The sequence below is a fragment of the Planococcus sp. VCh962 genome (assembly GCF_057748275.1).
The window spans coordinates 294,760-316,247 of record NZ_JBYLHS010000001.1; the positions used below are offsets into that span (position 1 = coordinate 294,760).

The 21,488-nt window shown below is 43.7% G+C and carries 16 protein-coding genes; all 16 read left to right on the top strand.

Annotated elements, in window-relative coordinates; translation table 11 throughout:
• Nucleotides 1-75: 75 nt before the first annotated feature.
• The 16 genes from AC3AQ9_RS01555 to AC3AQ9_RS01630 all read left to right on the top strand — a co-directional run bounded on the left by AC3AQ9_RS01555 (nt 76) and on the right by AC3AQ9_RS01630 (nt 21,388).
• Nucleotides 76-4,383 carry a PolC-type DNA polymerase III gene (locus tag AC3AQ9_RS01555; RefSeq protein WP_488305704.1) on the top strand — a complete coding sequence of 1,436 codons (4,308 nt, stop codon included), beginning with the start codon at nt 76-78 and terminating at the stop codon, nt 4,381-4,383.
• Nucleotides 4,384-4,506: 123 nt separating this feature from the next.
• Nucleotides 4,507-4,992 carry a ribosome maturation factor RimP gene (gene rimP, locus AC3AQ9_RS01560; protein ID WP_488305705.1) on the top strand — a complete coding sequence of 162 codons (486 nt, stop codon included), beginning with the start codon at nt 4,507-4,509 and terminating at the stop codon, nt 4,990-4,992.
• A 22-nt stretch (nt 4,993-5,014) separates the two neighbouring features.
• Entirely contained in the window at nt 5,015-6,142 is a 1,128-nt protein-coding gene (gene nusA, locus AC3AQ9_RS01565) for a transcription termination factor NusA (RefSeq protein WP_488305706.1), read from the top strand.
• A gap of 20 nt (nt 6,143-6,162) precedes the next feature.
• Nucleotides 6,163-6,444 carry an RNase P modulator RnpM gene (rnpM, locus tag AC3AQ9_RS01570; RefSeq protein ID WP_488305707.1) on the top strand — a complete coding sequence of 94 codons (282 nt, stop codon included), beginning with the start codon at nt 6,163-6,165 and terminating at the stop codon, nt 6,442-6,444.
• On the top strand, nt 6,444-6,761 hold the full coding sequence (locus AC3AQ9_RS01575) for a YlxQ family RNA-binding protein (protein ID WP_488305708.1): 318 nt from the start codon (nt 6,444-6,446) through the stop codon (nt 6,759-6,761). The genes rnpM and AC3AQ9_RS01575 overlap by 1 nt, the downstream gene beginning before the upstream one ends.
• A gap of 4 nt (nt 6,762-6,765) precedes the next feature.
• Nucleotides 6,766-9,024: a translation initiation factor IF-2 gene (gene infB / locus AC3AQ9_RS01580; protein WP_488305709.1), complete on the top strand. Its 2,259-nt coding sequence runs from the start codon at nt 6,766-6,768 to the stop codon at nt 9,022-9,024.
• On the top strand, nt 9,021-9,299 hold the full coding sequence (locus AC3AQ9_RS01585) for a DUF503 domain-containing protein (RefSeq protein ID WP_488305710.1): 279 nt from the start codon (nt 9,021-9,023) through the stop codon (nt 9,297-9,299). Before infB ends, AC3AQ9_RS01585 begins: the two co-directional genes overlap by 4 nt.
• Before the next feature lie 18 nt (nt 9,300-9,317).
• The gene (rbfA, locus tag AC3AQ9_RS01590; RefSeq protein WP_488305711.1) at nt 9,318-9,671 is read left to right on the top strand and encodes a 30S ribosome-binding factor RbfA; all 354 of its coding nucleotides are present in this window, start codon (nt 9,318-9,320) and stop codon (nt 9,669-9,671) included.
• 259 nt (nt 9,672-9,930) lie between these two features.
• Nucleotides 9,931-10,854, top strand: a complete 924-nt coding sequence (gene truB, locus AC3AQ9_RS01595) for a tRNA pseudouridine(55) synthase TruB (RefSeq protein WP_488306798.1) — start codon at nt 9,931-9,933, stop codon at nt 10,852-10,854.
• Between the two features lies 1 nt (nt 10,855).
• Nucleotides 10,856-11,806, top strand: a complete 951-nt coding sequence (locus AC3AQ9_RS01600; RefSeq protein WP_488305712.1) for a bifunctional riboflavin kinase/FAD synthetase — start codon at nt 10,856-10,858, stop codon at nt 11,804-11,806.
• A 134-nt stretch (nt 11,807-11,940) separates the two neighbouring features.
• Nucleotides 11,941-12,210, top strand: a complete 270-nt coding sequence (gene rpsO / locus AC3AQ9_RS01605; RefSeq protein WP_488305713.1) for a 30S ribosomal protein S15 — start codon at nt 11,941-11,943, stop codon at nt 12,208-12,210.
• A 154-nt stretch (nt 12,211-12,364) separates the two neighbouring features.
• On the top strand, nt 12,365-14,479 hold the full coding sequence (gene pnp, locus AC3AQ9_RS01610) for a polyribonucleotide nucleotidyltransferase (protein ID WP_488305714.1): 2,115 nt from the start codon (nt 12,365-12,367) through the stop codon (nt 14,477-14,479).
• A gap of 236 nt (nt 14,480-14,715) precedes the next feature.
• Nucleotides 14,716-15,927 (top strand): M16 family metallopeptidase, encoded by a 1,212-nt coding sequence (locus AC3AQ9_RS01615; protein ID WP_488305715.1) that lies wholly within the window; start codon nt 14,716-14,718, stop codon nt 15,925-15,927.
• A gap of 258 nt (nt 15,928-16,185) precedes the next feature.
• Nucleotides 16,186-17,196, top strand: a complete 1,011-nt coding sequence (locus tag AC3AQ9_RS01620; RefSeq protein ID WP_488306799.1) for an aspartate-semialdehyde dehydrogenase — start codon at nt 16,186-16,188, stop codon at nt 17,194-17,196.
• A gap of 136 nt (nt 17,197-17,332) precedes the next feature.
• Nucleotides 17,333-19,000 (top strand): ribonuclease J, encoded by a 1,668-nt coding sequence (locus AC3AQ9_RS01625; protein WP_488305716.1) that lies wholly within the window; start codon nt 17,333-17,335, stop codon nt 18,998-19,000.
• 81 nt (nt 19,001-19,081) lie between these two features.
• Nucleotides 19,082-21,388, top strand: a complete 2,307-nt coding sequence (locus tag AC3AQ9_RS01630; RefSeq protein WP_488305717.1) for an FtsK/SpoIIIE family DNA translocase — start codon at nt 19,082-19,084, stop codon at nt 21,386-21,388.
• Nucleotides 21,389-21,488: the final 100 nt, after the last annotated feature.

Sequence of the window (21,488 nt, forward strand, 5' to 3'; positions counted from 1 at the left end):
TATGATGAAAGGAAAGTACAATTGTACTTTCCTTTCTTTATTCTTATTAATAAATCTGTTACGAAGGGGATAGTTATGACAAACCAGCAGGATTCAAAGATGCGATTCAAGCTACTTCTTCAGCATCTGGACTTAACAGACGATGTGCATATGCCTTTTTTCGAAGAGGCTGAACTGACACGGATGACGGTCCATAAAAAAGAGCGGACTTGGCGTTTTCTGATCAAAGTAAAACAAATTCTGCCGCTGCAACTATATCTTCAATTAAAAGAACGTTTAAATACAAGCTTTTCATCTATTGCCTCGGTGCAAATTGCTATAGAAAGCGAGACCTCAGCAGCTGAAGGACAGTTGGTCATGGATTACTGGCGCTATGTAGTAGAAGAATTCTCGGATATGGCGCCGCCTCTGCGCCAGCAATTGCAGTCGCAAGTGCCGGAATGGAACGGTCAGAAATTATTGCTGTGCTGCAGCCATGAACATGAAATGATGGCTTTAAAATCGAAATATAGCGATAAACTTGCAGAAGTTTACCAGCAGTTCGGATTCCCTCGCTTTGCCATCGATTTCCAATTGTCTGAAGGAGACCAAGGAGCAGCCCATAAAGCCTTTTTGGAACAGAAGCAGATCGAAGAAGAGGAAATGGCGAAAAAAGCTTTAGCCGATATGAAGAAAAGGGAAACGGACCGCAAGGAAAATGGCGTGCCGTCCGGTCCTTTCCAAATGGGGATTGCAATCAAGCCGGATGAAAAAATATCGGAAATCAAATCCATTGTCGATGAGGAACGCCGGGTGACGATCGAAGGATTTGTATTTGATGTGGAAGTGCGTGAACTGCGAAGCGGACGTTCTTTGCTAACCGTTAAAATGACCGATTACACGGACTCGATATTAGTGAAAATGTTCTCACGTGATAAAGAAGATGCAGAACATATGGCTAATGTCAAAAAAGGAATGTGGTTAAAGGCACGCGGTTCCATTCAAATGGATACGTTTGTCCGGGATTTAGTGATGATGGCTCAGGATATGGTAGAAATCAATCCACAGCTCCGGCAGGATACTGCCGAGCAAAAACGGGCCGAACTGCATTTGCATACGCCAATGAGTGCAATGGACGCGGTATCTTCTGTTGATTCACTTGTTAGCCAAGCGGCAAAATGGGGTCATCCCGCTATTGCGATTACTGACCATGCTGGAGTTCAGTCGTTTCCAGATGCATATGCAGCCAGTAAAAAATATGGCATCAAAGCGATTTTCGGATTAGAAGCGAATTTAGTGGATGACGGTGTGCCAATTGCTTTTGAAGAGCGGCATGTCTTATTGGAAGAAGAAACATTTGTGGTATTCGACTTGGAGACAACCGGTTTGTCTGCCGTTTACGATACCATCATCGAACTTGCTGCGGTAAAGATCAAAGGCGGCCAAATAATTGATAAATTCGAGAGTTTTGCAAATCCTCATCATGCATTGTCTGCAACGACGATCGACTTGACAGGGATTACGGACGATATGGTGAAAAACGCGCCTGAAGTGGAAGAGGTTATCCGGAATTACCACGAATGGGCCGGCGACCATATCATGGTCGCTCACAATGCATCATTTGATATGGGCTTTTTGTATGTAGCCTATAAAAAATACGGCATCGATAAGAAACATGCGACAATCGATACGCTGGAACTTGCCCGTATGCTTCATCCCGAATTGAAAAACCACCGGCTGAATACGCTGGCAAAAAAATTCGGCATTGAATTGACCCAGCATCACCGGGCGATCTACGACACCGAAGCAACTTCGTATTTGATGACGCATTTATTAAAAGAAGCTCATCAAAAAGGGATTCTGTATCACGACCAGTTGAATGATTATGTCGGTGCAGGTGACGCATACAAACGCTCACGGCCGACCCATTGTACAATATTGGCGCAAAATGAAGAAGGGTTGAAAAACCTGTTCAAGCTCGTGTCTGCTTCACATATTGATTACTTCTACCGTGTCCCGCGCATTCCACGTTCTTTATTGCAACGGCACCGAAAAGGCTTATTGATCGGTTCCGGCTGCGATAAAGGCGAAGTGTTTGAAGCAGTGATGCAAAAATCGATGGAGGAAGTTGAACAGACAGCAGGGTTCTATGATTATCTGGAAGTCCATCCAAAAGAAGTATATTCCCATTTGATCGAGCGTGAACTGGTACGTGACGAATGGAATTTGGAGGACATTATCCGTAAATTGGTGAAGGTGAGCCGAAAGCTCGAAATTCCGTTAGTGGCGACAGGCAATGTCCATTACCTGGATGAAAATGATGCGATATTCCGACAGGTGCTGATCGGTTCCCAAGGTGGCGCCAATCCGTTGAACCGCCATAAACTGCCTAAAGTCCATTTCAGAACGACAAATGAAATGCTGGATGCCTTTGAATTTTTAGGGGAGGAAACAGCCCATGAAATAGTGGTTGAAAACTCCAATAAAATTGCCGATATGATTGAGACGGTGAAGCCGATCAAAGATGATCTCTATACACCAAAAATTGAAGGTGCGGATGAAGAAGTGCGGGAGCTCAGCTATAATATGGCCCATGAAATCTATGGATCTCCTCTGCCTGAAATTGTAGAAGCACGTATTGAAAAAGAATTGAAATCGATTATCGGGCACGGCTTCGCGGTTATTTACCTGATTTCACATAAGCTTGTAAAAAAATCATTGGACGACGGTTATTTGGTAGGTTCACGAGGTTCCGTCGGATCTTCACTGGTAGCGACGTTGACGGAGATTACAGAAGTCAATCCGCTGCCGCCGCATTATATTTGTTCCAAATGCAAAAAATCCGAGTTTTTCGATGACGGGTCGGTCGGTTCCGGATTTGATTTGCCGGATAAAAATTGCCCGGATTGCGATATCCCTTATCAAAAAGAAGGACAAGATATTCCGTTTGAGACATTCCTTGGATTTAAAGGGGATAAAGTTCCCGATATCGACTTGAACTTCAGTGGCGATTACCAAGCCAGAGCACACAACTATACAAAAGAGTTATTCGGGGAAGACAATGTTTTCCGTGCCGGAACGATCGGTACGGTTGCAGAAAAGACGGCTTACGGCTATGTCCGCGGTTATGCCAACGACAGAGACATGACAATCCGCGGCGCTGAGATAGACCGGCTGGTGCAAGGCTGTTCTGGAGTCAAACGGAGCACTGGCCAGCACCCGGGCGGAATTATCGTTGTGCCGGATTATATGGACATCTACGATTTCTCGCCGATCCAGTTTCCAGCGGATGCACAGGATTCTGAATGGAAAACGACTCACTTTGATTTCCATTCGATCCACGATAACCTCTTGAAACTTGATATTCTGGGACATGATGATCCAACCGTTATCCGGATGCTGCAGGATTTGTCAGGCATCGATCCGAAAACAATCCCGACAGATGATCCTGAAGTGATGAAAATCTTTTCAGGAGTGGAATCTTTAGGTGTAACCGAGCAGCAGATCGGCTGTAAAACAGGAACGTACGGCATCCCGGAATTCGGAACGCGTTTCGTGCGCCAAATGCTTGAAGAAACAAAACCGACGACTTTTTCCGAGCTTGTCCAGATTTCAGGGCTTTCCCATGGAACAGACGTATGGCTCAGCAATGCACAAGAACTGATTCAAAACGGCACTTGCCAACTATCAGACGTAATTGGCTGCCGGGATGATATCATGGTTTATTTGATTTATCAGGGATTGGAATCTTCGCTGGCGTTCAAAATCATGGAGTCGGTGCGAAAAGGTAAAGGGCTGACACCGGAAATGGAAGAAGCGATGAAAAAAGAAGGCGTGCCGAACTGGTATATTGAATCATGCAAAAAGATCAAGTACATGTTCCCGAAAGCCCACGCTGCCGCTTATGTATTGATGGCAGTGCGCATCGCCTATTTCAAAGTACACTTCCCGATTCTTTATTACGCAGCGTACTTTACCGTCCGAGCGGAAGATTTCGATGTCAATGCAATGGCCAAAGGGTCTCATTCGATCCGGGCGAGAATCGATGAAATCAATGCTAAAGGACTTGAAGCATCAACCAAGGAAAAGAACTTATTGACAGTCATGGAATTGGCGCTTGAAATGGTTGAACGAGGCTTTTCATTCCAGAAGGTCGATTTGTATAAATCGTCTGCTGACCAATTCATCATTGAAGGCAAGACACTGATCCCTCCATTCAATGCAATCCCGGGACTGGGCACAAACGCGGCGAAATCCATTGTTGCCGCCCGAGAGCAGGGCACCTTCTTATCGAAAGAAGACTTGCAGCAGCGCGGACGTGTTTCCAAGACCATTATTGAATACATGGATGATCACGGATGCCTAGAGGGTATGCCGGACGCCAATCAGCTGTCGCTGTTCTAGTAAGTTGCACAGCAATAGGAAATATGGTATTATTGTAATAACATTTACTGATAGCTCTGTCGCAGAAGAGTGGGTTCTCCCGCTCTTTTCTGTTGTTATGGAATAAATCGGCGGGAGGCATATATGAGCAAAATTACAGAACAAATTGAACAAATCGCATTGCCCATCACGGAAGAACTGCATTTAGAACTTGTAGATGTAGAATTCATAAAAGAAGGACGCAGCTGGTTTTTACGTGTTTATGTAGACAATCCGGCAGCGCCAATTGATATTGATCAATGTGCACTTGTCAGTGAAAAGTTAAGCGAGATATTGGATAAACTTGATCCGATTGAGCAGAATTATTTCCTGGAAGTTTCTTCACCTGGTGCAGAACGCCCATTGAAAAAAGAAAAGGATTTCGAAAATGCGCGTGGGAAGTACATCTATATTAAGACGTATGAACCTGTTGAAAATGCAAAAGAGTTCGAAGGTTACCTGTTGTCTTACAACGAAGAGGAAGTAGAAATTGAAGTTAAAATCAAAACACGCAGAAAGACAATCGTCATTGCCCGGAACAAAATTGCAGTTATCCGGCTCGCCATTGATTTTTCTGTAAAACCTGATTGAAGAACATGGGAGTGAATAAATAATGGGCAATGAGTTATTGGATGCATTAGATGCTTTAGAAAAGCAAAAAGGAATATCGAGAGATGTACTGATAGAAGCTATTGAAGCGGCACTAGTCACAGCATATAAGCGCAATTTCAACCAAGCGCAGAACGTCCGGGTGGATTTGAACTTGAACACCGGGACCATGCTTGTCTATTCCCGCAAAGATGTAGTAGAAGAAGTAGAGGACGATCGCTTGCAGATTTCATTGGAAGATGCAAAAGCGATCAATCCGGCTTATGAACTTGGCGATATTGTGGAAGAAGAAGTGACGCCACGGAATTTCGGGCGAATTGCTGCACAGACTGCTAAGCAAGTAGTAACTCAGCGTGTGCGTGAAGCTGAACGCGGATTGATTTTCGAAGAATTCGTTGACCGTGCTGACGATATCGTTAATGGTATTGTTGAGCGCATGGACGCACGCAATCTATATGTCGGCCTTGGCAAAGTGGAAGCGGTCCTGCCGCAAACCGAGCAAATGCCGAACGAATCTTACCAGCCGCACGACCGCATTAAAGTGTATATTACAAAAGTAGAACGCACTACTCGCGGACCTCAGGTTTTTGTGTCGCGTACCCATCCAGGCCTGCTGCGCCGTCTATTTGAAAACGAAGTTCCAGAAATTTACGAAGGAATCGTTGAAATCAAATCGATTGCACGTGAAGCCGGAGACCGCTCTAAAATTTCTGTAGTCGCCCATCGTGACGACATCGATCCAGTTGGATCATGTGTAGGCGCTAAAGGTGCCCGTGTCCAAACCATTGTAAATGAATTGAGTGGGGAAAAAATCGATATCGTTGAGTGGTCAGAAGAGCCAGTGGTTTTTGTTGCAAACGCACTTAGCCCTTCCAAAGTTCTGGACGTTCAAGTAAATGAAGCGGACAAATCAACGACAGTCGTTGTTCCTGATTATCAATTGTCATTGGCTATCGGAAAACGTGGACAGAACGCCCGTCTTGCTGCTAAATTGACTGGCTGGAAAATCGATATCAAGAGTGAGACCGATGCCCGGGAACTTGGCATTTACCCGAATGAAAATGCAACAATCGAACTGGTTGAATCCGGAGAAGAACTCGATGATTTTGATTTTTATGAGGAAAAAGAATAACGTAGAAAAGGTGATGTCGGTTGGCTCTGCAAAAGAAAATCCCATTGCGGAAGTGTGTAGCTACAGGCGAGATGCATCCTAAAAAAGAAATGATCCGAGTAGTCCGGACTAAAGAAGGCGAAGTATTCGTCGACTTGACGGGCAAGAAATCAGGCCGTGGCGCATATGTCTCCAAATCGGAAGATGCAATTGCATTAGCGCGCAAGAAGAAAGTTTTGGACAATCAATTGGAAGTTAAAGTTCCAAATGAAATTTACGACGAATTAACTCGCGTAGTCCTAAGAGAGCAGTTGAAAAAATAATGAATGATCAAAAAATCCTTCAGTTATTAGGCCTAGCCACTCGTGCACGCATGACAATAACTGGAGAAGAAATGGCAGTAAACGAAGTGCGCAACAAAAATGCGAAACTAATAATATTGTCTGAAGATGCTTCAGACAATACGAGGAAGAAACTGCATGACAAATGCAAAACATACAATGTCGATATTCGAGTATTCGGAACGCGTTTCGAACTTGGACATGCAATCGGCAAAGAAGAGCGGGTAGTAATTGCAGTCACTGATTCAGGATTTGCAAAAAAACTTACAAGCTTGTTCGATGAAAAAAACCGGGGGTGAGCAGATGACCAAAATTCGAGTACATGAATACGCTAAAAAAGTAGACAAACCGAGCAAAGAAATTATCGACCAGTTATCAAAGCTAAATATTGAAGTGGCCAACCATATGGCAACTCTAGAGGACAATGCTGTTTCAAAATTGGATGGCATTTATAAAAAATCTGCTTCTGGACAAGGTTTGCAAACACAAACACGCCAGCAGCATCAACAAGGACAGAACCGTCCTCAAGGGCAAGGCCAGTCACGTCCGCAGAGTGGACAAGGGCAATCACGTCCACAAGGCGGGCAAAGCCAGTCACGCCCTCAAAGCGGACAAGGGCAGGCTCGTCCTGCTGCAGCTAAAGGTTCGAATTTCACACCAAAAGCTGCGAAACCGACTGCAGGTCCAGGACAGCGCAATAACCGTCCGGGCGGCGGACCAGGCCGTGGAGGCCAGAACCGCAACCGTAAAGGCAAACAGCAGCAGCCAGTGAATACAATGCCGCCAATGCCTAGAAAAGAAAAAGAGCTACCGGCTAAAATTACGTTCACTGAGTCATTGACAGTAGCGGAATTAGCAAAAAAATTAGGCCGCGAGCCATCTGAAATCATCAAAAAATTATTTATGCTTGGTGTAATGGCTACCATTAACCAAGAATTGGATAAAGATGCTATCGAATTGATTTGCGCTGAGTACGAGGTAGAAGTAGAAGAAGAAATTCTAGTTGATAAATCGGATCTTGAAGTTTATTTTGAACCGGAAGATGAAGCTCTTTTAGAAGAACGTCCACCGGTTGTTACAATCATGGGCCACGTTGACCATGGTAAAACGACATTGTTGGATTCAATCAGAAATACAAAAGTGACTGCAGGCGAAGCTGGCGGTATCACTCAGCATATTGGCGCTTATCAAGTTGTAGAGAATGGCAAGAAAATAACATTCTTGGATACTCCTGGACACGCGGCTTTTACAACGATGCGTGCACGAGGAGCAAAAGTTACAGATTTGGCTATTATTGTTGTAGCAGCTGATGACGGTGTTATGCCTCAGACAGTGGAAGCGATCAATCATGCAAAAGCTGCGGAAGTGCCAATCATTATTGCAGTCAATAAAATGGACAAGCCAAGCGCTAACCCTGACCGAGTGATGCAAGAACTGACAGAACATGGACTTGTACCGGAAGCATGGGGCGGCGAAACGATCTTTGTTCCGATTTCTGCTTTAAAAGGAGAAGGCATCGATTCATTGCTGGAAATGATTTTGCTTGTATCTGAAGTAGGAGAATTGAAAGCAAATCCCGCACGCCGTGCAATTGGGACTGTTATCGAAGCTGAGCTTGATAAAGGCCGCGGATCAGTAGCCACTTTATTAGTCCAAGATGGTACATTGAATGTCGGCGATCCGATTGTGGTCGGAAATACATTTGGCCGCGTCCGCGCAATGGTTAACGACCTTGGACGCCGCGTTAAAGATGCAGGCCCATCTACTCCGGTAGAAATCACCGGATTAAATGATGTGCCACAAGCCGGCGACCGTTTCGTGGTATTCGAAGATGAGAAAACTGCCCGTCAAGTTGGGGAAACTCGTGCAACTTCTGCTCTTCAAGTGCAACGTTCTGAAAAAACTCGCGTTACTCTTGATAATTTGTTTGACCAGTTAAAACAAGGGGAAATGAAAGAACTAAACCTGATTGTTAAAGCTGACGTTCAAGGTGCGGTTGAAGCAATGGCTGCCTCATTGATGAAAATCGATGTGGAAGGCGTCAATGTGAAAATCATTCATACTGGAGCTGGTGCGATTACAGAATCAGATATTTCACTTGCTGCTGCGTCAAATGCGATCGTTATCGGATTTAACGTGCGCCCGGATGTAAACGCGAAACGCGCTGCAGAAGCAGAAGGCGTTGATATTCGTTTGCATCGCATCATCTACAAAGTAATTGAAGAAATTGAATCCGCAATGAAAGGATTACTTGATCCTGAATTTGAAGAAAAAGTTATTGGACAAGCTGAAGTTCGCAGTACGTTCAAAGTATCCAAAGTTGGAACGATTGCAGGAAGCTACGTTATTGACGGTAAAATTACCCGAGATAGCGGTGTCCGAGTGATTCGTGAAGGCATTGTTGTTTTCGAAGGCGAAATCGATACACTGAAACGATTTAAAGACGATGCAAAAGAAGTGGCAAAAGGATACGAATGCGGAATTACCATCAAAAACTTCAACGATGTTAAAGAAATGGACATCATTGAAGCATTCGTGATGGAAGAAATCGAACGCAAATGATCCTATACATGGAATGTGAATTCATCATTCCGGTTTCGCATTCACTAAAAGAAAAGCGGGCAGTATTGAAAAGCATGCTGACCCGCACGAAACAGAAGTTCAACGTTTCAGCCGCGGAAATTGATCACCAAAATGTATGGCAACGCACCCGCATCGCCTTTGTTACCGTTTCTTCTTCAAAAGAGATGGCGGATAAAGAAATGGCGCAAGTATTGCAATATTTGGAAAGCAATCCCGCCTGGGAATGCCTTGAAGTTCAGCAAGAATATTTGTAAGAACGAGGTGAATAAACAATGACGATGCGCTCAAATCGTGTAGGCGAGCAGATGAAAAAAGAACTTAGCGAAATTATTAGCCGCAAGCTGAAAGATCCTAGAATCGGATTCGTGACGGTCACGGATGTCGAGGTAACTGGTGATCTTCAACAGGCAACTGTTTATATTAGCGTGCTGGGTGATGATAAAGTGAAGGAACAAACTTTGCTCGGCTTATCGAAGTCAAAAGGATTTATCCGTTCTGAAATCGGACAGCGGATCCGCTTGCGTAAAACGCCGGAGTTGTCGTTTGAATTCGATTCATCCATAGCATATGGAAATCGGATTGATTCATTACTCCGTGACATTCAAGAACCGAAAGAAGGCCAATAAGGAAAGCGCCGTCCCGAGTCTTTCTCGTGAGGCGACAGCGATTCAACCGGCCTTTAAAGTATGATAAAACTGGAGCCTGCTAATTATTAGCAGGCTATTTTTTTTCTTGCTTTAACGGATAATACGGTTTTCCTTTATTTAAGAGGAAATCTTATTGACCGCAAAAGCTCGCTAAGACTGACTCTCAATCAGTGGAAGAACCCGCTGATTGAAGTTTCTCTTCATATACATAATAAGCAAGGAGTTGAACCAAGTGGCAATGAACGGTGTTCTGCCTTTATGGAAAGAAAGAGGTATGACTTCTCATGATTGCGTGTTCAAATTGAGAAAAATTTTGAAGACAAAAAAAGTTGGCCACACGGGAACACTTGATCCCGATGTTGATGGCGTATTGCCAATTTGTATCGGGACGGCAACAAAAGTGGCCGAATATATTACGGATCAAGGCAAAACTTATGAGGCTGAAGTGACGATCGGTTTTTCAACGGAAACAGAAGATGCCAGCGGCGCAATTGTCGATATGGATGATTCCGAGAAACATTTGAAAAGAAGTGACTTGTTGAAAGTGCTTGAAAATTTAACAGGCGAAATTATGCAAATTCCTCCGATGTATTCTGCTGTGAAAGTCAACGGCAAAAAGCTGTACGAATATGCCCGTCAAGGCATTCCAGTAGATCGCCCGAGCCGCGTCGTTCGCATAGATTCAATCGAATTGCTTGATGGCCAAAGTGAATGGGTCGGCAAAGAATTGAAATTTTCCATTCGGATTAAATGCGGCAAAGGCACGTATATCCGGACTTTAGCTGTTCAAATCGGAGAAGCTCTCGGCTTTCCTGCACATATGTCCAAATTGACCCGCACAGAATCCGGAAAATTTGCAGCAAAAGATTGCGTAACACTTGCCGAAGTGGCAGAACTTGCTCAAAATGAAGATATCGGCTCTATTTTAAAACCGCTGAGCTACGGATTAAGCAATTTTCCGTTTGTTGAGGTTGATAAAAAAGATATTTTCGCCATTAAAAACGGTCAAGTCCTGGACCGGCATCCTTTGTTGGAAAGGCAGGATTTTCTCGTGTTTTCCATAAACGGCCAGCCACTTGCGCTGTATAAGAGGCATCCTGAGCGTGCGGATAAAATGAAGCCCGAAAAAATGTTCGGAATTCCGAGCATCGACGAGGTGTGACATGAAAATTATACATTTGAGTTATCCAAACAACATCAGACCCGAAGAAGAGCTTGGCCCGATTTCATTGGCGCTCGGTTTTTTTGACGGGGTACATAAAGGGCACCAGCAGGTTATCGGAGAAGCGATCAGTTATGCGAAAAAACATACGGTTAAGTCAGCTGTCATGACGTTCGATCCGCATCCTTCTGTAGTTTTAGGAGGAAGAAAAGAAGACGTGTTTTACATTACGCCCATGCAAAAGAAATTGGAAATCCTGGAGGGTATGGGGGTTGATGTTTGTTTTGTTGTCCGCTTCACTTCCGATTTTGCAAAGCTGACTCCGGAACAATTCATTCAAATATTTATTAAAGAGTTGAATGTAGTTCATGTTACAGCAGGATTTGACTTTTCATTCGGCTGCAAAGGCGAAGGGAATATGAAGACGATGGAAGAAGCAGGGGAAGGCTTTTTCTCTGTTGCCACCATTCAAAAACAAGTTGACGCTGAAGAGAAAATCAGTTCTACACGCATCCGGAATTTGCTGAAGAGCGGAGAAGTTGATGAAGTTTGCCGGCTATTAGGTCGTCCATTCAGAATTTCCGGTACCGTAGTCAACGGCGACAAGCGAGGCAGAACGATCGGCTTCCCGACTGCCAATGTTGAACCGGAAATTGGCACATTCGTTCCTGGCCGAGGGGTCTATGCGGTGAGAATATGGGTACAGGATCAGCGATACAACGGCGTCTGTAATGTCGGGTTTAAGCCAACTTTCAACAATCCGGACGTGAAAAAACAAACGGTGGAAGTTTATATTTTGGACTTTGACAAATCGATTTACGGAGAAATGGTGGATGTAGACTGGTACCAAAGAATTCGAGATGAGAAGAAATTTTTAGGGATAGACGAACTGAAGGCTCAAATTCAGCGGGACAAGGAAACGGCAATTGAGTTTTTCAAAAGCTTAACATAAGTTGACTGGTTGATTTTGAAAAGCTCTTATGCTATGATTTATTAGTACTAAAAGTACAAACCATTGCTTGGCAAATCGATTCACCAACGGTTGCTCGGTAATAGGGGATATCAGAAATTAGGAGGTGGAACAGTATGGCAATCACTCAAGAACGTAAAAATGAATTGATCAATGAATACAAAGTGCATGACACAGATACTGGGTCTGCAGAAATTCAAATCGCCATTCTTACAGAAGACATCAACAACTTGAATGAGCACTTGCGTACTCATAAAAAAGATCACCACTCACGTCGTGGTCTATTCAAAATGGTTGGACGCCGTCGTAACTTGTTGAAATACTTGCGCGAAAACGATGTACAACGTTACCGCGAGTTAATCGCAAAACTTGGCCTACGCCGATAATAGCAATTAGTAAAAGCGGGATTCGTCCCGCTTTTTCTTTATGGATAAAAATTTAAACATTCAATCGCACAGTGAATGCTTTTTTGATACACTACTATTGGATACATAAAGAGAATTAGAATTATGAAACAGTGTAAGAGAGAGGAGCTCGATTATGGAGCAAACGAAAAAAGTTTATACATTTGATTGGGCAGGCCGCGAATTACAGGTTGAAGTTGGCCAATTAGCGAAACAAGCTAACGGAGCTGCATTGATCCGTTATGGCGATACAGCAGTATTGTCCACTGCCACAGCATCTAAAACTCCAAAGAACACGGATTTCTTCCCGCTCACAGTAAACTATGAAGAGCGTTTATATGCAGTCGGCAAAATCCCTGGAGGCTTCATCAAGCGTGAAGGCCGTCCATCGGAAAAAGCGACACTTACGAGCCGTTTGATTGACCGTCCTATCCGTCCATTGTTCCCGGATGGCTTCCGCAATGAAGTTCAGGTTATTTCCATGGTTATGTCTGTAGATCAGGACTGCCCATCAGAAATGGCGGCCATGTTCGGATCGTCTCTTTCATTGATGATTTCAGATATTCCATTCGGCGGTCCTATCGCCGGCGTAATTGTTGGAATGATTGATGGAGAATATATCATCAACCCGACGAACGACCAACTGGAGCAAAGTTCTATGAACTTGACGGTTGCAGGTACAAAAGATGCGATTAATATGGTAGAAGCAGGAGCGAAAGAAGTTTCAGAACAAGAGATTCTGGAAGCTATTATGTTCGGCCATGAAGAAATTAAACGATTAATTGCTTTCCAAGAACAGATTGCCGAGGAAGTGGGCAAAGAAAAAACTGAAATCCAGCTTTATGAGCTCGATGCAACTCTTACAGAAGCCATTAAGGCGCTTGCAGAAGACGAGTTGAATGCAGCTGTTCAAACAGCTGAAAAACAGGCGCGCAATGAAGCGATTGATGCTGTAAAAGAACGTGTCATGCAGTCTTACGAAGAAGCTGATGAAGATGTGAAAAAACAAGTCAGCCAGATTCTGGACAAAATGGTGAAAGAAGAAGTGCGCCGATTGATTACGGATGAAAAAGTGCGTCCGGATGGCCGTACACCTTCAGAAATCCGTCCTTTATCTTCCGAAGTCGGTATTTTGAACCGTACACACGGTTCAGGTTTGTTTACCCGCGGGCAGACTCAAGCGATGAGCATCTGTACTTTAGGTGCTCTTGGAGACGTTCAAATCATTGACGGCTTGGGCATTGAAGACACAAAACGTTTTATGCATCATTATAATTTCCCATTGTTCTCAGTTGGGGAAACTGGGTTCCTTCGTGGGCCTGGACGTCGGGAAATTGGTCACGGTGCACTCGGAGAACGCGCACTTGAAGCGGTTATTCCGTCTGAAAAAGACTTCCCATATACAATCCGCCTAGTAGCAGAAGTATTGGAATCCAATGGTTCGACTTCGCAGGCAAGTATTTGTGCGTCAACGCTTGCCATGATGGATGCCGGAGTGCCAATCAAAGCGCCAGTGGCCGGAATTGCAATGGGATTAGTTAAAAAAGGCGAAAACTATACAGTACTGTCAGATATTCAAGGCATGGAAGACCATCTTGGCGATATGGACTTTAAAGTAGCGGGGACTGCCAAAGGCATTACAGCTCTTCAAATGGACATCAAGATTGAAGGCCTGTCACGTGAAATTCTGGATGAAGCCTTGACACAAGCTCAAATTGGAAGAATCCATATCCTAGAGTCGATGATTGCAACGATTTCTGAGCCTAGAGAGCAGCTATCGCAATTCGCACCTAAAATCATCATGGTGAAGATTAACCCGGATAAAATCCGTGATGTTATCGGACCTGGCGGTAAAGTGATCAATAAGATTATTGATGAAACGGGTGTTAAAATTGATACAGAACAAGACGGCACAATCTTCATTTCATCAGTTGACCAGGAAATGAATGAAAAAGCGAAAGCGATGATTGAAAATATCGTCCGCGAAGCGAAAGTCGGCGAATACTACGAGGGCAAAGTGAAACGCATTGAGAAATTCGGTGCTTTTGTTGAACTGTTCCCTGGAAAAGATGGACTTCTTCACATTTCTGAAATTCAGGAAGAACGGACGAAAGAAGTGGAAGATGTCTTGAAACTTGACGATGTCGTTAAAGTTAAAGTGATTGAAATCGATCGCCAAGGCCGTGTTAACCTTTCACGCAAGATCGTTTTGAAGGAAGAAAAAGAAGCTGCCGAAAAAGCCAATCAATAAAGAGAAACTTCAATTAGCAGGGATTTTTATTCCTGCTAATGATTAGTTGATCCAATCGGGCTTTTACGGTCAGTAGATCTTTCGCTTGAAAAGCGGGAGTCTTACTGCCCGTTATAGCGGGATAAAGAGAAACTTCAATCAGCAGGGATTTTTAACTCCATTGAAGCGAAATAATAAAAAGCAAACGAAATTGCCAGCTTATGTTGGCAATTTTTTCGTATGAGGAGGAATGAATATTGGTTACTACACATATTTGTGGTAATGGGCTTCGGATTGTTTCTGAATCGATTCCCCATTTCCGTTCTGTAGCCGTAGGCGTTTTCGTAAAAGCTGGTTCCAGAGATGAATTGCCGGAAGAAAACGGCATGACGCACTTTATCGAGCATATGCTGTTTAAAGGGACAGAAACCAGAAGCGCCAAACAGATTGCCCGGGAATTTGACCGCATTGGCGGCGACATGAACGCTTACACTTCAAAAGAATATACCTGTTACTATGCGAAAGTACTGGATCACCATGCTGAACATGCAGTGACCGTATTAGCAGATATGTTTTTCAATTCAAAGATGGAAACGTCAGAAATTGAAAAAGAACGCCAAGTAGTAATTGAGGAGATAAGCATGACTGAGGATATGCCGGATGACGATGTCCATGAGCAGTTATGGAAAGTGATGTATCCGCACCATTCCATGGGCGCTCCAATCCTTGGAACGGTAACTACTTTGCAAGGATTCACAAAAGACAAGATCGAAGGCTTCATGAACCGGCATTACACGCCAAAAAACACCGTGATTTCAGTGGCAGGCAATATTACGCCTGGGCTTATCGCCTTGATAGAAAAGCTTTTCGGTTCGTTCCAGCGGGAAAATCAAGATAAGGATTATCAATTTCCAGGATTTACTTCCGGGTTTTCATTAAAGCACAAGGAAACGGAGCAAGGGCACCTTTGCCTCGGGTATCCCGGATTATCTGTAAAAGATAAAGACATTTATAATTTTATCGTCTTGAATAATATCATTGGCGGAACCATGTCATCGCGCTTGTTCCAGGAAATTCGGGAAGAGCGAGGGCTGGCATATTCCATTTACTCTTATCATTCGGCATACTCTGATCACGGCGCGTTAGCCATATATGGGGGAACTTCAAATGAGCAAATGGCCAACATGCAGGAAGTCATCCTTTCTGAGCTGCAGAAAATCCGGCGCAATGGCGCAACGCTTGAAGAAGTGACTGATTCAAAAGAGCAGCTGAAAGGCAATATCATGCTGGGGTTGGAAAGCACAAGTGCCCGGATGAACCGCAATGGCAAAAATGAATTGCTGCTGGAAAAACATCAAGCATATGATCAAATAATCCATTTGGTTGACCAAGTTTCAATTGAAAAAGTGAATTCAATGATGGATTTGCTTGCAGGAGAACCTGCTATTTCAATTATCCGTTCTAAGTAAGCTCCCTTAATAAAAGGGGGTTTTTTTTATTTGGCTGAGTGATTCAGTGAGCGATTGAATGCGAAAAGGCCATGTATTTTTCAGCTATGAAAAAGTTTGGTAGAATTTTTGACTGACAATTAAATGAAGAATATACACAAATCTAAAAAAACTTACTATTTAAACTTAAGTCATTCCTTTAGTGCGTTAAATTATGGTACAATAACGCCAATCATTACTGAAGGAGAGAGTCATTTGAAAACTTATAACGTAGCAATTATGGGAGCAACAGGAGCGGTAGGACAACAAATGAAAGAACAGCTGGAAAAAAGAAACTTTCCAATTAGCGAAATTGTTTTCTTGGCATCGAGCCGTTCAGCCGGACAGGAAATTGAATTTAAAGGAAAAACATATACAGTACAAGAAGCGGTCCCAGAGTCTTTTGAAGGCATTGACATTGCTTTATTTAGCGCTGGAGGCAGCATTTCTGAAAAGTTCGCTCCAGAAGCGGTAAAACGCGGCGCTGTAGTGATCGATAACACGAGCGCGTTCCGTATGGATAAAGAAGTGCCGTTGGTCGTGCCGGAAGTAAATAAGACTGATATCGCTGAGCATAAAGGAATCATTGCCAATCCAAATTGCTCCACAATTCAAATGGTTTGTGCGCTGCAGCCGCTGAAAGAGCAATTCGGATTAAATAAAATTGTGGTTTCCACTTACCAGGCTGTATCAGGTGCTGGCATAAATGCCATCAATGAATTGAAGAACCAAGCAGCGGATTTTGACAATGCCCAAAATGCAGAAGCAAGCGTATTGCCGGTAAAATCAGCGGATCGCCACTATCCTATTGCTTTTAATGCGATTCCGCAAATTGATCAGTTTACGGAAAACGGCTATACGTATGAAGAGATGAAGATGATTAATGAAACAAAAAAAATCATGCACGATGATCGATTATCGGTTGCTGCTACATGTGTCCGGTTGCCGGTAGTAACAGGGCATTCAGAATCGGTGTATGTTGAACTTGAAGGAACACCAACAATCGAAGAAGTAAAACAAGCAATCGCCGCAGCGCCAGGAGTCGAATTGATGGATGATCCGGCAAACCAAGTGTATCCGATGCCGTTGATGGCTACTGGGCTTGATGAAGTTTTTGTTGGGCGGATCCGCCAAGATCTGGATAATCCAAAAGGGTTCCATTTATGGGTGGTAGCTGATAATTTAGTGAAAGGCGCAGCGCTGAACTCGGTGCAAATCGCTGAATCGATGATTGAACAAGGAATTGTTTGAAGCTGAACCGAATAAGTAAGATCCTTAAAATAAACCGGCGCCTCGTCCGGTTTATTTTTTTCTTTGGACTGTTTACTTAGATTCCCGTATAATAAAGTCTATGGATGTGTACGGGTAAATTATAGGAGGAAATAATTTGAGCAAAATAAAAAATGAATTAATTAGAGTGATACCGCTTGGCGGAGTTGGAGAAATCGGTAAAGCGATGTATGTCATCGAAATCGATGAAGATTTATTTGTCGTTGACAGCGGCTTGATGTTCCCAGAAGATGAAATGCTGGGGATCGATATTGTTATTCCTGACGTATCATTTCTAGAAGAAAACAAAGACCGTGTGAAAGGGATTTTCCTGACGCATGGACATGAAGATGCAATCGGATCGATTGCTTACTTACTGAAAAAAATTCAGGCACCGGTATATGGATCGAAATTAACAATTGCTTTAGCAAAAGAACATATTAAAGAACAAGGATCTTTAAAGCATGTGAAATTCTTTGAAGTGACAAACAAAAGCCGTATGAATTTTGATAAAACCCATGTTACGTTTTTTCATACGACACACAGCATACCGGACGCACTAGGCATCGTTTTCCATACTTCTGAAGGGGCGATTGTCCATACCGGAGAATTCAAATTTGACCAGTCAGCAAAAGGGAGCTATAAGCCCGATATTGCTAAAATGGCAAAATTGGGAGAAGATGGCGTATTGATCTTGCTATCAGATTCAACAGAAGCAGAACGCCCAGGGCATACCACATCTGAAACAGTTATTGCAGATCATTTATTATCTGCTTTCCTTGCGGCTGAAGGCCGTATTTTAGTATCGCTGTATTCATCCAACTTCATCCGGATTCAGCAAGTATTCGATATCGCCAAAGCTACCGGCAAAAAAGTGGCAGTGGTAGGGAAAAGCCTTGAAAGCAGCTACGAAGTCGGCTTGCGCCTCGGCTATTTGGAAGTCGATGAAGATACCGTCATTTCGATTAAAGACTTGGAACAGCATCGAGATGAAGAAGTGGTCATTATTGTAACGGGCAATCAAGGTGAACCACTAGAAGCCTTGGATAAAATGGTCCGCAAGCAGCATAAAGATGTAAAGATCAAAGACACAGATACTGTGATGATTACCTTTACACCGTCTCCAGGAATGGAAGTCCAAATGTTCCAAACGATGAACAAATTGGCGAAAGCCGGCGCTAATGTACTGACATCAAGCAAGAAAGTTCACGTATCCGGACACGGAAGCCAAGAAGACTTGAAGATGATGTTGAACATGATGAAGCCAAAATATTTCATCCCGATTCAAGGCGAATACAAAATGCTGATTGCCCATTCAAAATTGGCTCAGCAAATCGGCATGCACAAATCGGATATCTTTATTGCCGATAAAGGAGATATCGTTGAATACAAAGGTGGAAAAGTACGCATGAGCGGCCGCGTCACTGCTGGCAATGTGCTAATTGATGGAATTGGCATTGGAGATGTCGGAAACATTGTTCTTCGGGACCGCAAGCTTCTTTCACAAGATGGTATATTTATCGTAGTGGTGACATTAAACCGCAAAGAAAAGAAAATTGCATCCGGACCTGAAATGATTTCGCGCGGCTTTGTCTATGTCCGCGAATCTGAGCAGCTTATGGAAGAATCCACTCAATTGGTCCGCAAAATTGTCGAGAAGTATGTGGTGAAAGATGCTTTTGAATGGAATAATATCAAACAGGAAATTCGTGACACATTGAATTCTTATTTATTCCAACAAACAAAACGCCGTCCGATGATCATTCCGATTATTATGGAATATTAAGAAAGAAAAAAGTGAAAGGATTTCCATACCGAACTAATCGGTGGAAATCCTTTTTCAATTTTAAAGAAACGAGGGATTAATATGCCACGGGCACAGGCAAGGAAAAAGACGCCAGCTAAGAAAAAGCCGGTAGCCAAAAAGAAAAAGCAGCCGATGTCTATGATTGGATACGAAGTCATCGGATTGCTGATGATCGGCATAGCGGTCTTGATGGCTTTTCAATTAGGCATTATAGGAAAAACATTATTGAATATAGCAGAATTATTAACGGGGTATTTGGCGATTTTTGTGCCGATCCTTTTGCTGTTGTTGGCAGCACATATCATGGTTAAACGGCGTTGGCCAAAACCGCGGCTCAAAATCGCTGCAAGTTCTGTCTTTCTGATTACAGGAATTCTTTTGATTTGCCATTTGATTTGGGCTGCAGGTTCCATCTTGCCCATTACCTCCGGAAATGTGGTATCAGAGACTATCCGATCCACCCAAGTTACCGGATCAGTATGGGAGACTTATACAGCTAGCGGAGGCGGCATGATGGGGGCAGTGTTATACGCCATGTTCCATTTATTGTTCGATACGGCAGGGACATGGATTATTGCCTTGATTTTATTGTCTATTGGAGCAATCATTCTTACTGGGAAAACGGCGGTTCCTTATTTGGCTGAGAAAGTACCAAGTATGCGCCCTGTATTGGAATCGACATTGACACGCTTGAAGCAAAGCAAACCGAAACCTAAGCGCTTATCTGCACCTCGTAAAGAAGTGCAGCCAGAGCAAGTGATTGAAGTGGATGAAGCACTTGATCCTGAAGAAGAAGAAACGGTTCATGTGATGCAGCATGAAGAACCGATCATCTCGGCCTTCACTGAAAATGTCCGTCCCAGAAAAGCTGAAGTGCCGGCTGAAGAAAGTAAAACGGACATTGCTGAAGAAGTTACCTTGTCTTCAGGAGAAGAAATGGAAAATGAAGAATACCAATTGCCGCCGCTTGATTTGCTGACATTGCCTCCGCACTCAGACCAAAGCGGGGAATATGCAGGCATACAGAAAAATGCTAAAAAGCTGGAGAAAACATTCCAAAGCTTTGGCGTGCGGGCAAAAGTAACCCAAGTGCATATGGGTCCTGCAGTTACAAAATATGAAGTGCTGCCGGATACAGGCGTCAAAGTCAGCAAAATAGTGGCGCTTCACGATGATTTGGCGCTGGCACTTGCGGCTCGTGATATCCGGATCGAAGCGCCGATACCAGGCAAGTCGGCCATCGGCATTGAAGTGCCGAACTCGGAAGTTGCAATCGTATCACTGCGCGAAGTACTGGAATCCGAAGAAAATAATAAACCTGAATCGAAACTGCTGTTCGGTCTTGGACGGGATGTTACCGGACAAGCCGTCATGACGGAACTTAACAAAATGCCTCACTTGCTGGTTGCCGGATCAACAGGCAGCGGGAAATCGGTCTGCATAAACGGTATTATTACCAGTATCATCATGCGGGCGAAACCGCATGAAGTGAAAATGATGATGATCGATCCAAAGATGGTTGAACTGAATGTCTATAACGGCATTCCACATCTATTGGCACCGGTCGTGACAGATCCGAGAAAAGCGGCACAGGCTTTGAAGAAAATTGTTTCGGAAATGGAACGGAGATATGAATTGTTCTCCCATACCGGAACACGGAATATCGAAGGCTATAACGATTATGTACGGATATTCAATGAAGAAAATGAAGAAAAGCATCCGAAACTGCCATTTATCGTTGTCATCGTCGATGAATTGGCGGACTTGATGATGGTCGCTTCAAACGAAGTGGAGGATGCCATCACACGCTTGGCGCAGATGGCACGTGCTGCGGGCATCCATTTGATCATCGCCACCCAGCGCCCAAGTGTTAACGTCATAACAGGCGTCATTAAAGCGAATATTCCTTCACGAATTGCATTTGCTGTTTCCTCTGCCATCGACTCACGCACCATTCTGGATATGGGCGGGGCAGAAAAATTGCTCGGCCGTGGTGATATGCTGTTCCTCGGCGCCGGCAAATCCAAGCCGGTCCGGGTTCAAGGGGCTTTCTTATCCGATTCCGAAGTGGAGAAAATCGTTGATTTTGCGATTGAACAGCAAAAAGCACAATACCAGGAAGATATGATTCCTACGGAAATTGAAGAAACTGCCGTAGATGATGAAACAGATGAAATTTACGATGAAGCGGTTCAGCTTGTTTCTGAAATGCAGACAGCCTCGGTATCGATGCTGCAAAGACGCTTCCGGGTCGGCTATTCCCGGGCAGCCCGCATTATAGACCAAATGGAACAGAGAGGGGTCGTGGGTCCTTACGAAGGGAGCAAACCACGCACGGTATTAGTTCCAAAGCAGGAGGATTACTAAAAAAATAGCCGATTTTCATGACGTTTTGATTACATCAATTACTTTTTTTGAAAATAAAATTCGCGAAATTCGACAAAAGACTATTTATTTCATCTTGAAT

What these genes read in the sequence shown, in the direction of transcription:
- AC3AQ9_RS01620 (WP_488306799.1), top strand. Translation starts at nt 16,186, where the DNA reads ATGGGAGCAACAGGAGCGGTAGGACAACAAATGAAAGAACAGCTGGAA.
- AC3AQ9_RS01585 (WP_488305710.1), top strand. Translation starts at nt 9,021, where the DNA reads ATGATCCTATACATGGAATGTGAATTCATCATTCCGGTTTCGCATTCA.
- infB (WP_488305709.1), top strand. Translation starts at nt 6,766, where the DNA reads ATGACCAAAATTCGAGTACATGAATACGCTAAAAAAGTAGACAAACCG.
- truB (WP_488306798.1), top strand. Translation starts at nt 9,931, where the DNA reads ATGAACGGTGTTCTGCCTTTATGGAAAGAAAGAGGTATGACTTCTCAT.
- rpsO (WP_488305713.1), top strand. Translation starts at nt 11,941, where the DNA reads ATGGCAATCACTCAAGAACGTAAAAATGAATTGATCAATGAATACAAA.
- rbfA (WP_488305711.1), top strand. Translation starts at nt 9,318, where the DNA reads ATGACGATGCGCTCAAATCGTGTAGGCGAGCAGATGAAAAAAGAACTT.
- nusA (WP_488305706.1), top strand. Translation starts at nt 5,015, where the DNA reads ATGGGCAATGAGTTATTGGATGCATTAGATGCTTTAGAAAAGCAAAAA.
- AC3AQ9_RS01630 (WP_488305717.1), top strand. Translation starts at nt 19,082, where the DNA reads ATGCCACGGGCACAGGCAAGGAAAAAGACGCCAGCTAAGAAAAAGCCG.
- AC3AQ9_RS01555 (WP_488305704.1), top strand. Translation starts at nt 76, where the DNA reads ATGACAAACCAGCAGGATTCAAAGATGCGATTCAAGCTACTTCTTCAG.
- AC3AQ9_RS01600 (WP_488305712.1), top strand. Translation starts at nt 10,856, where the DNA reads ATGAAAATTATACATTTGAGTTATCCAAACAACATCAGACCCGAAGAA.
- AC3AQ9_RS01575 (WP_488305708.1), top strand. Translation starts at nt 6,444, where the DNA reads ATGAATGATCAAAAAATCCTTCAGTTATTAGGCCTAGCCACTCGTGCA.
- rimP (WP_488305705.1), top strand. Translation starts at nt 4,507, where the DNA reads ATGAGCAAAATTACAGAACAAATTGAACAAATCGCATTGCCCATCACG.
- pnp (WP_488305714.1), top strand. Translation starts at nt 12,365, where the DNA reads ATGGAGCAAACGAAAAAAGTTTATACATTTGATTGGGCAGGCCGCGAA.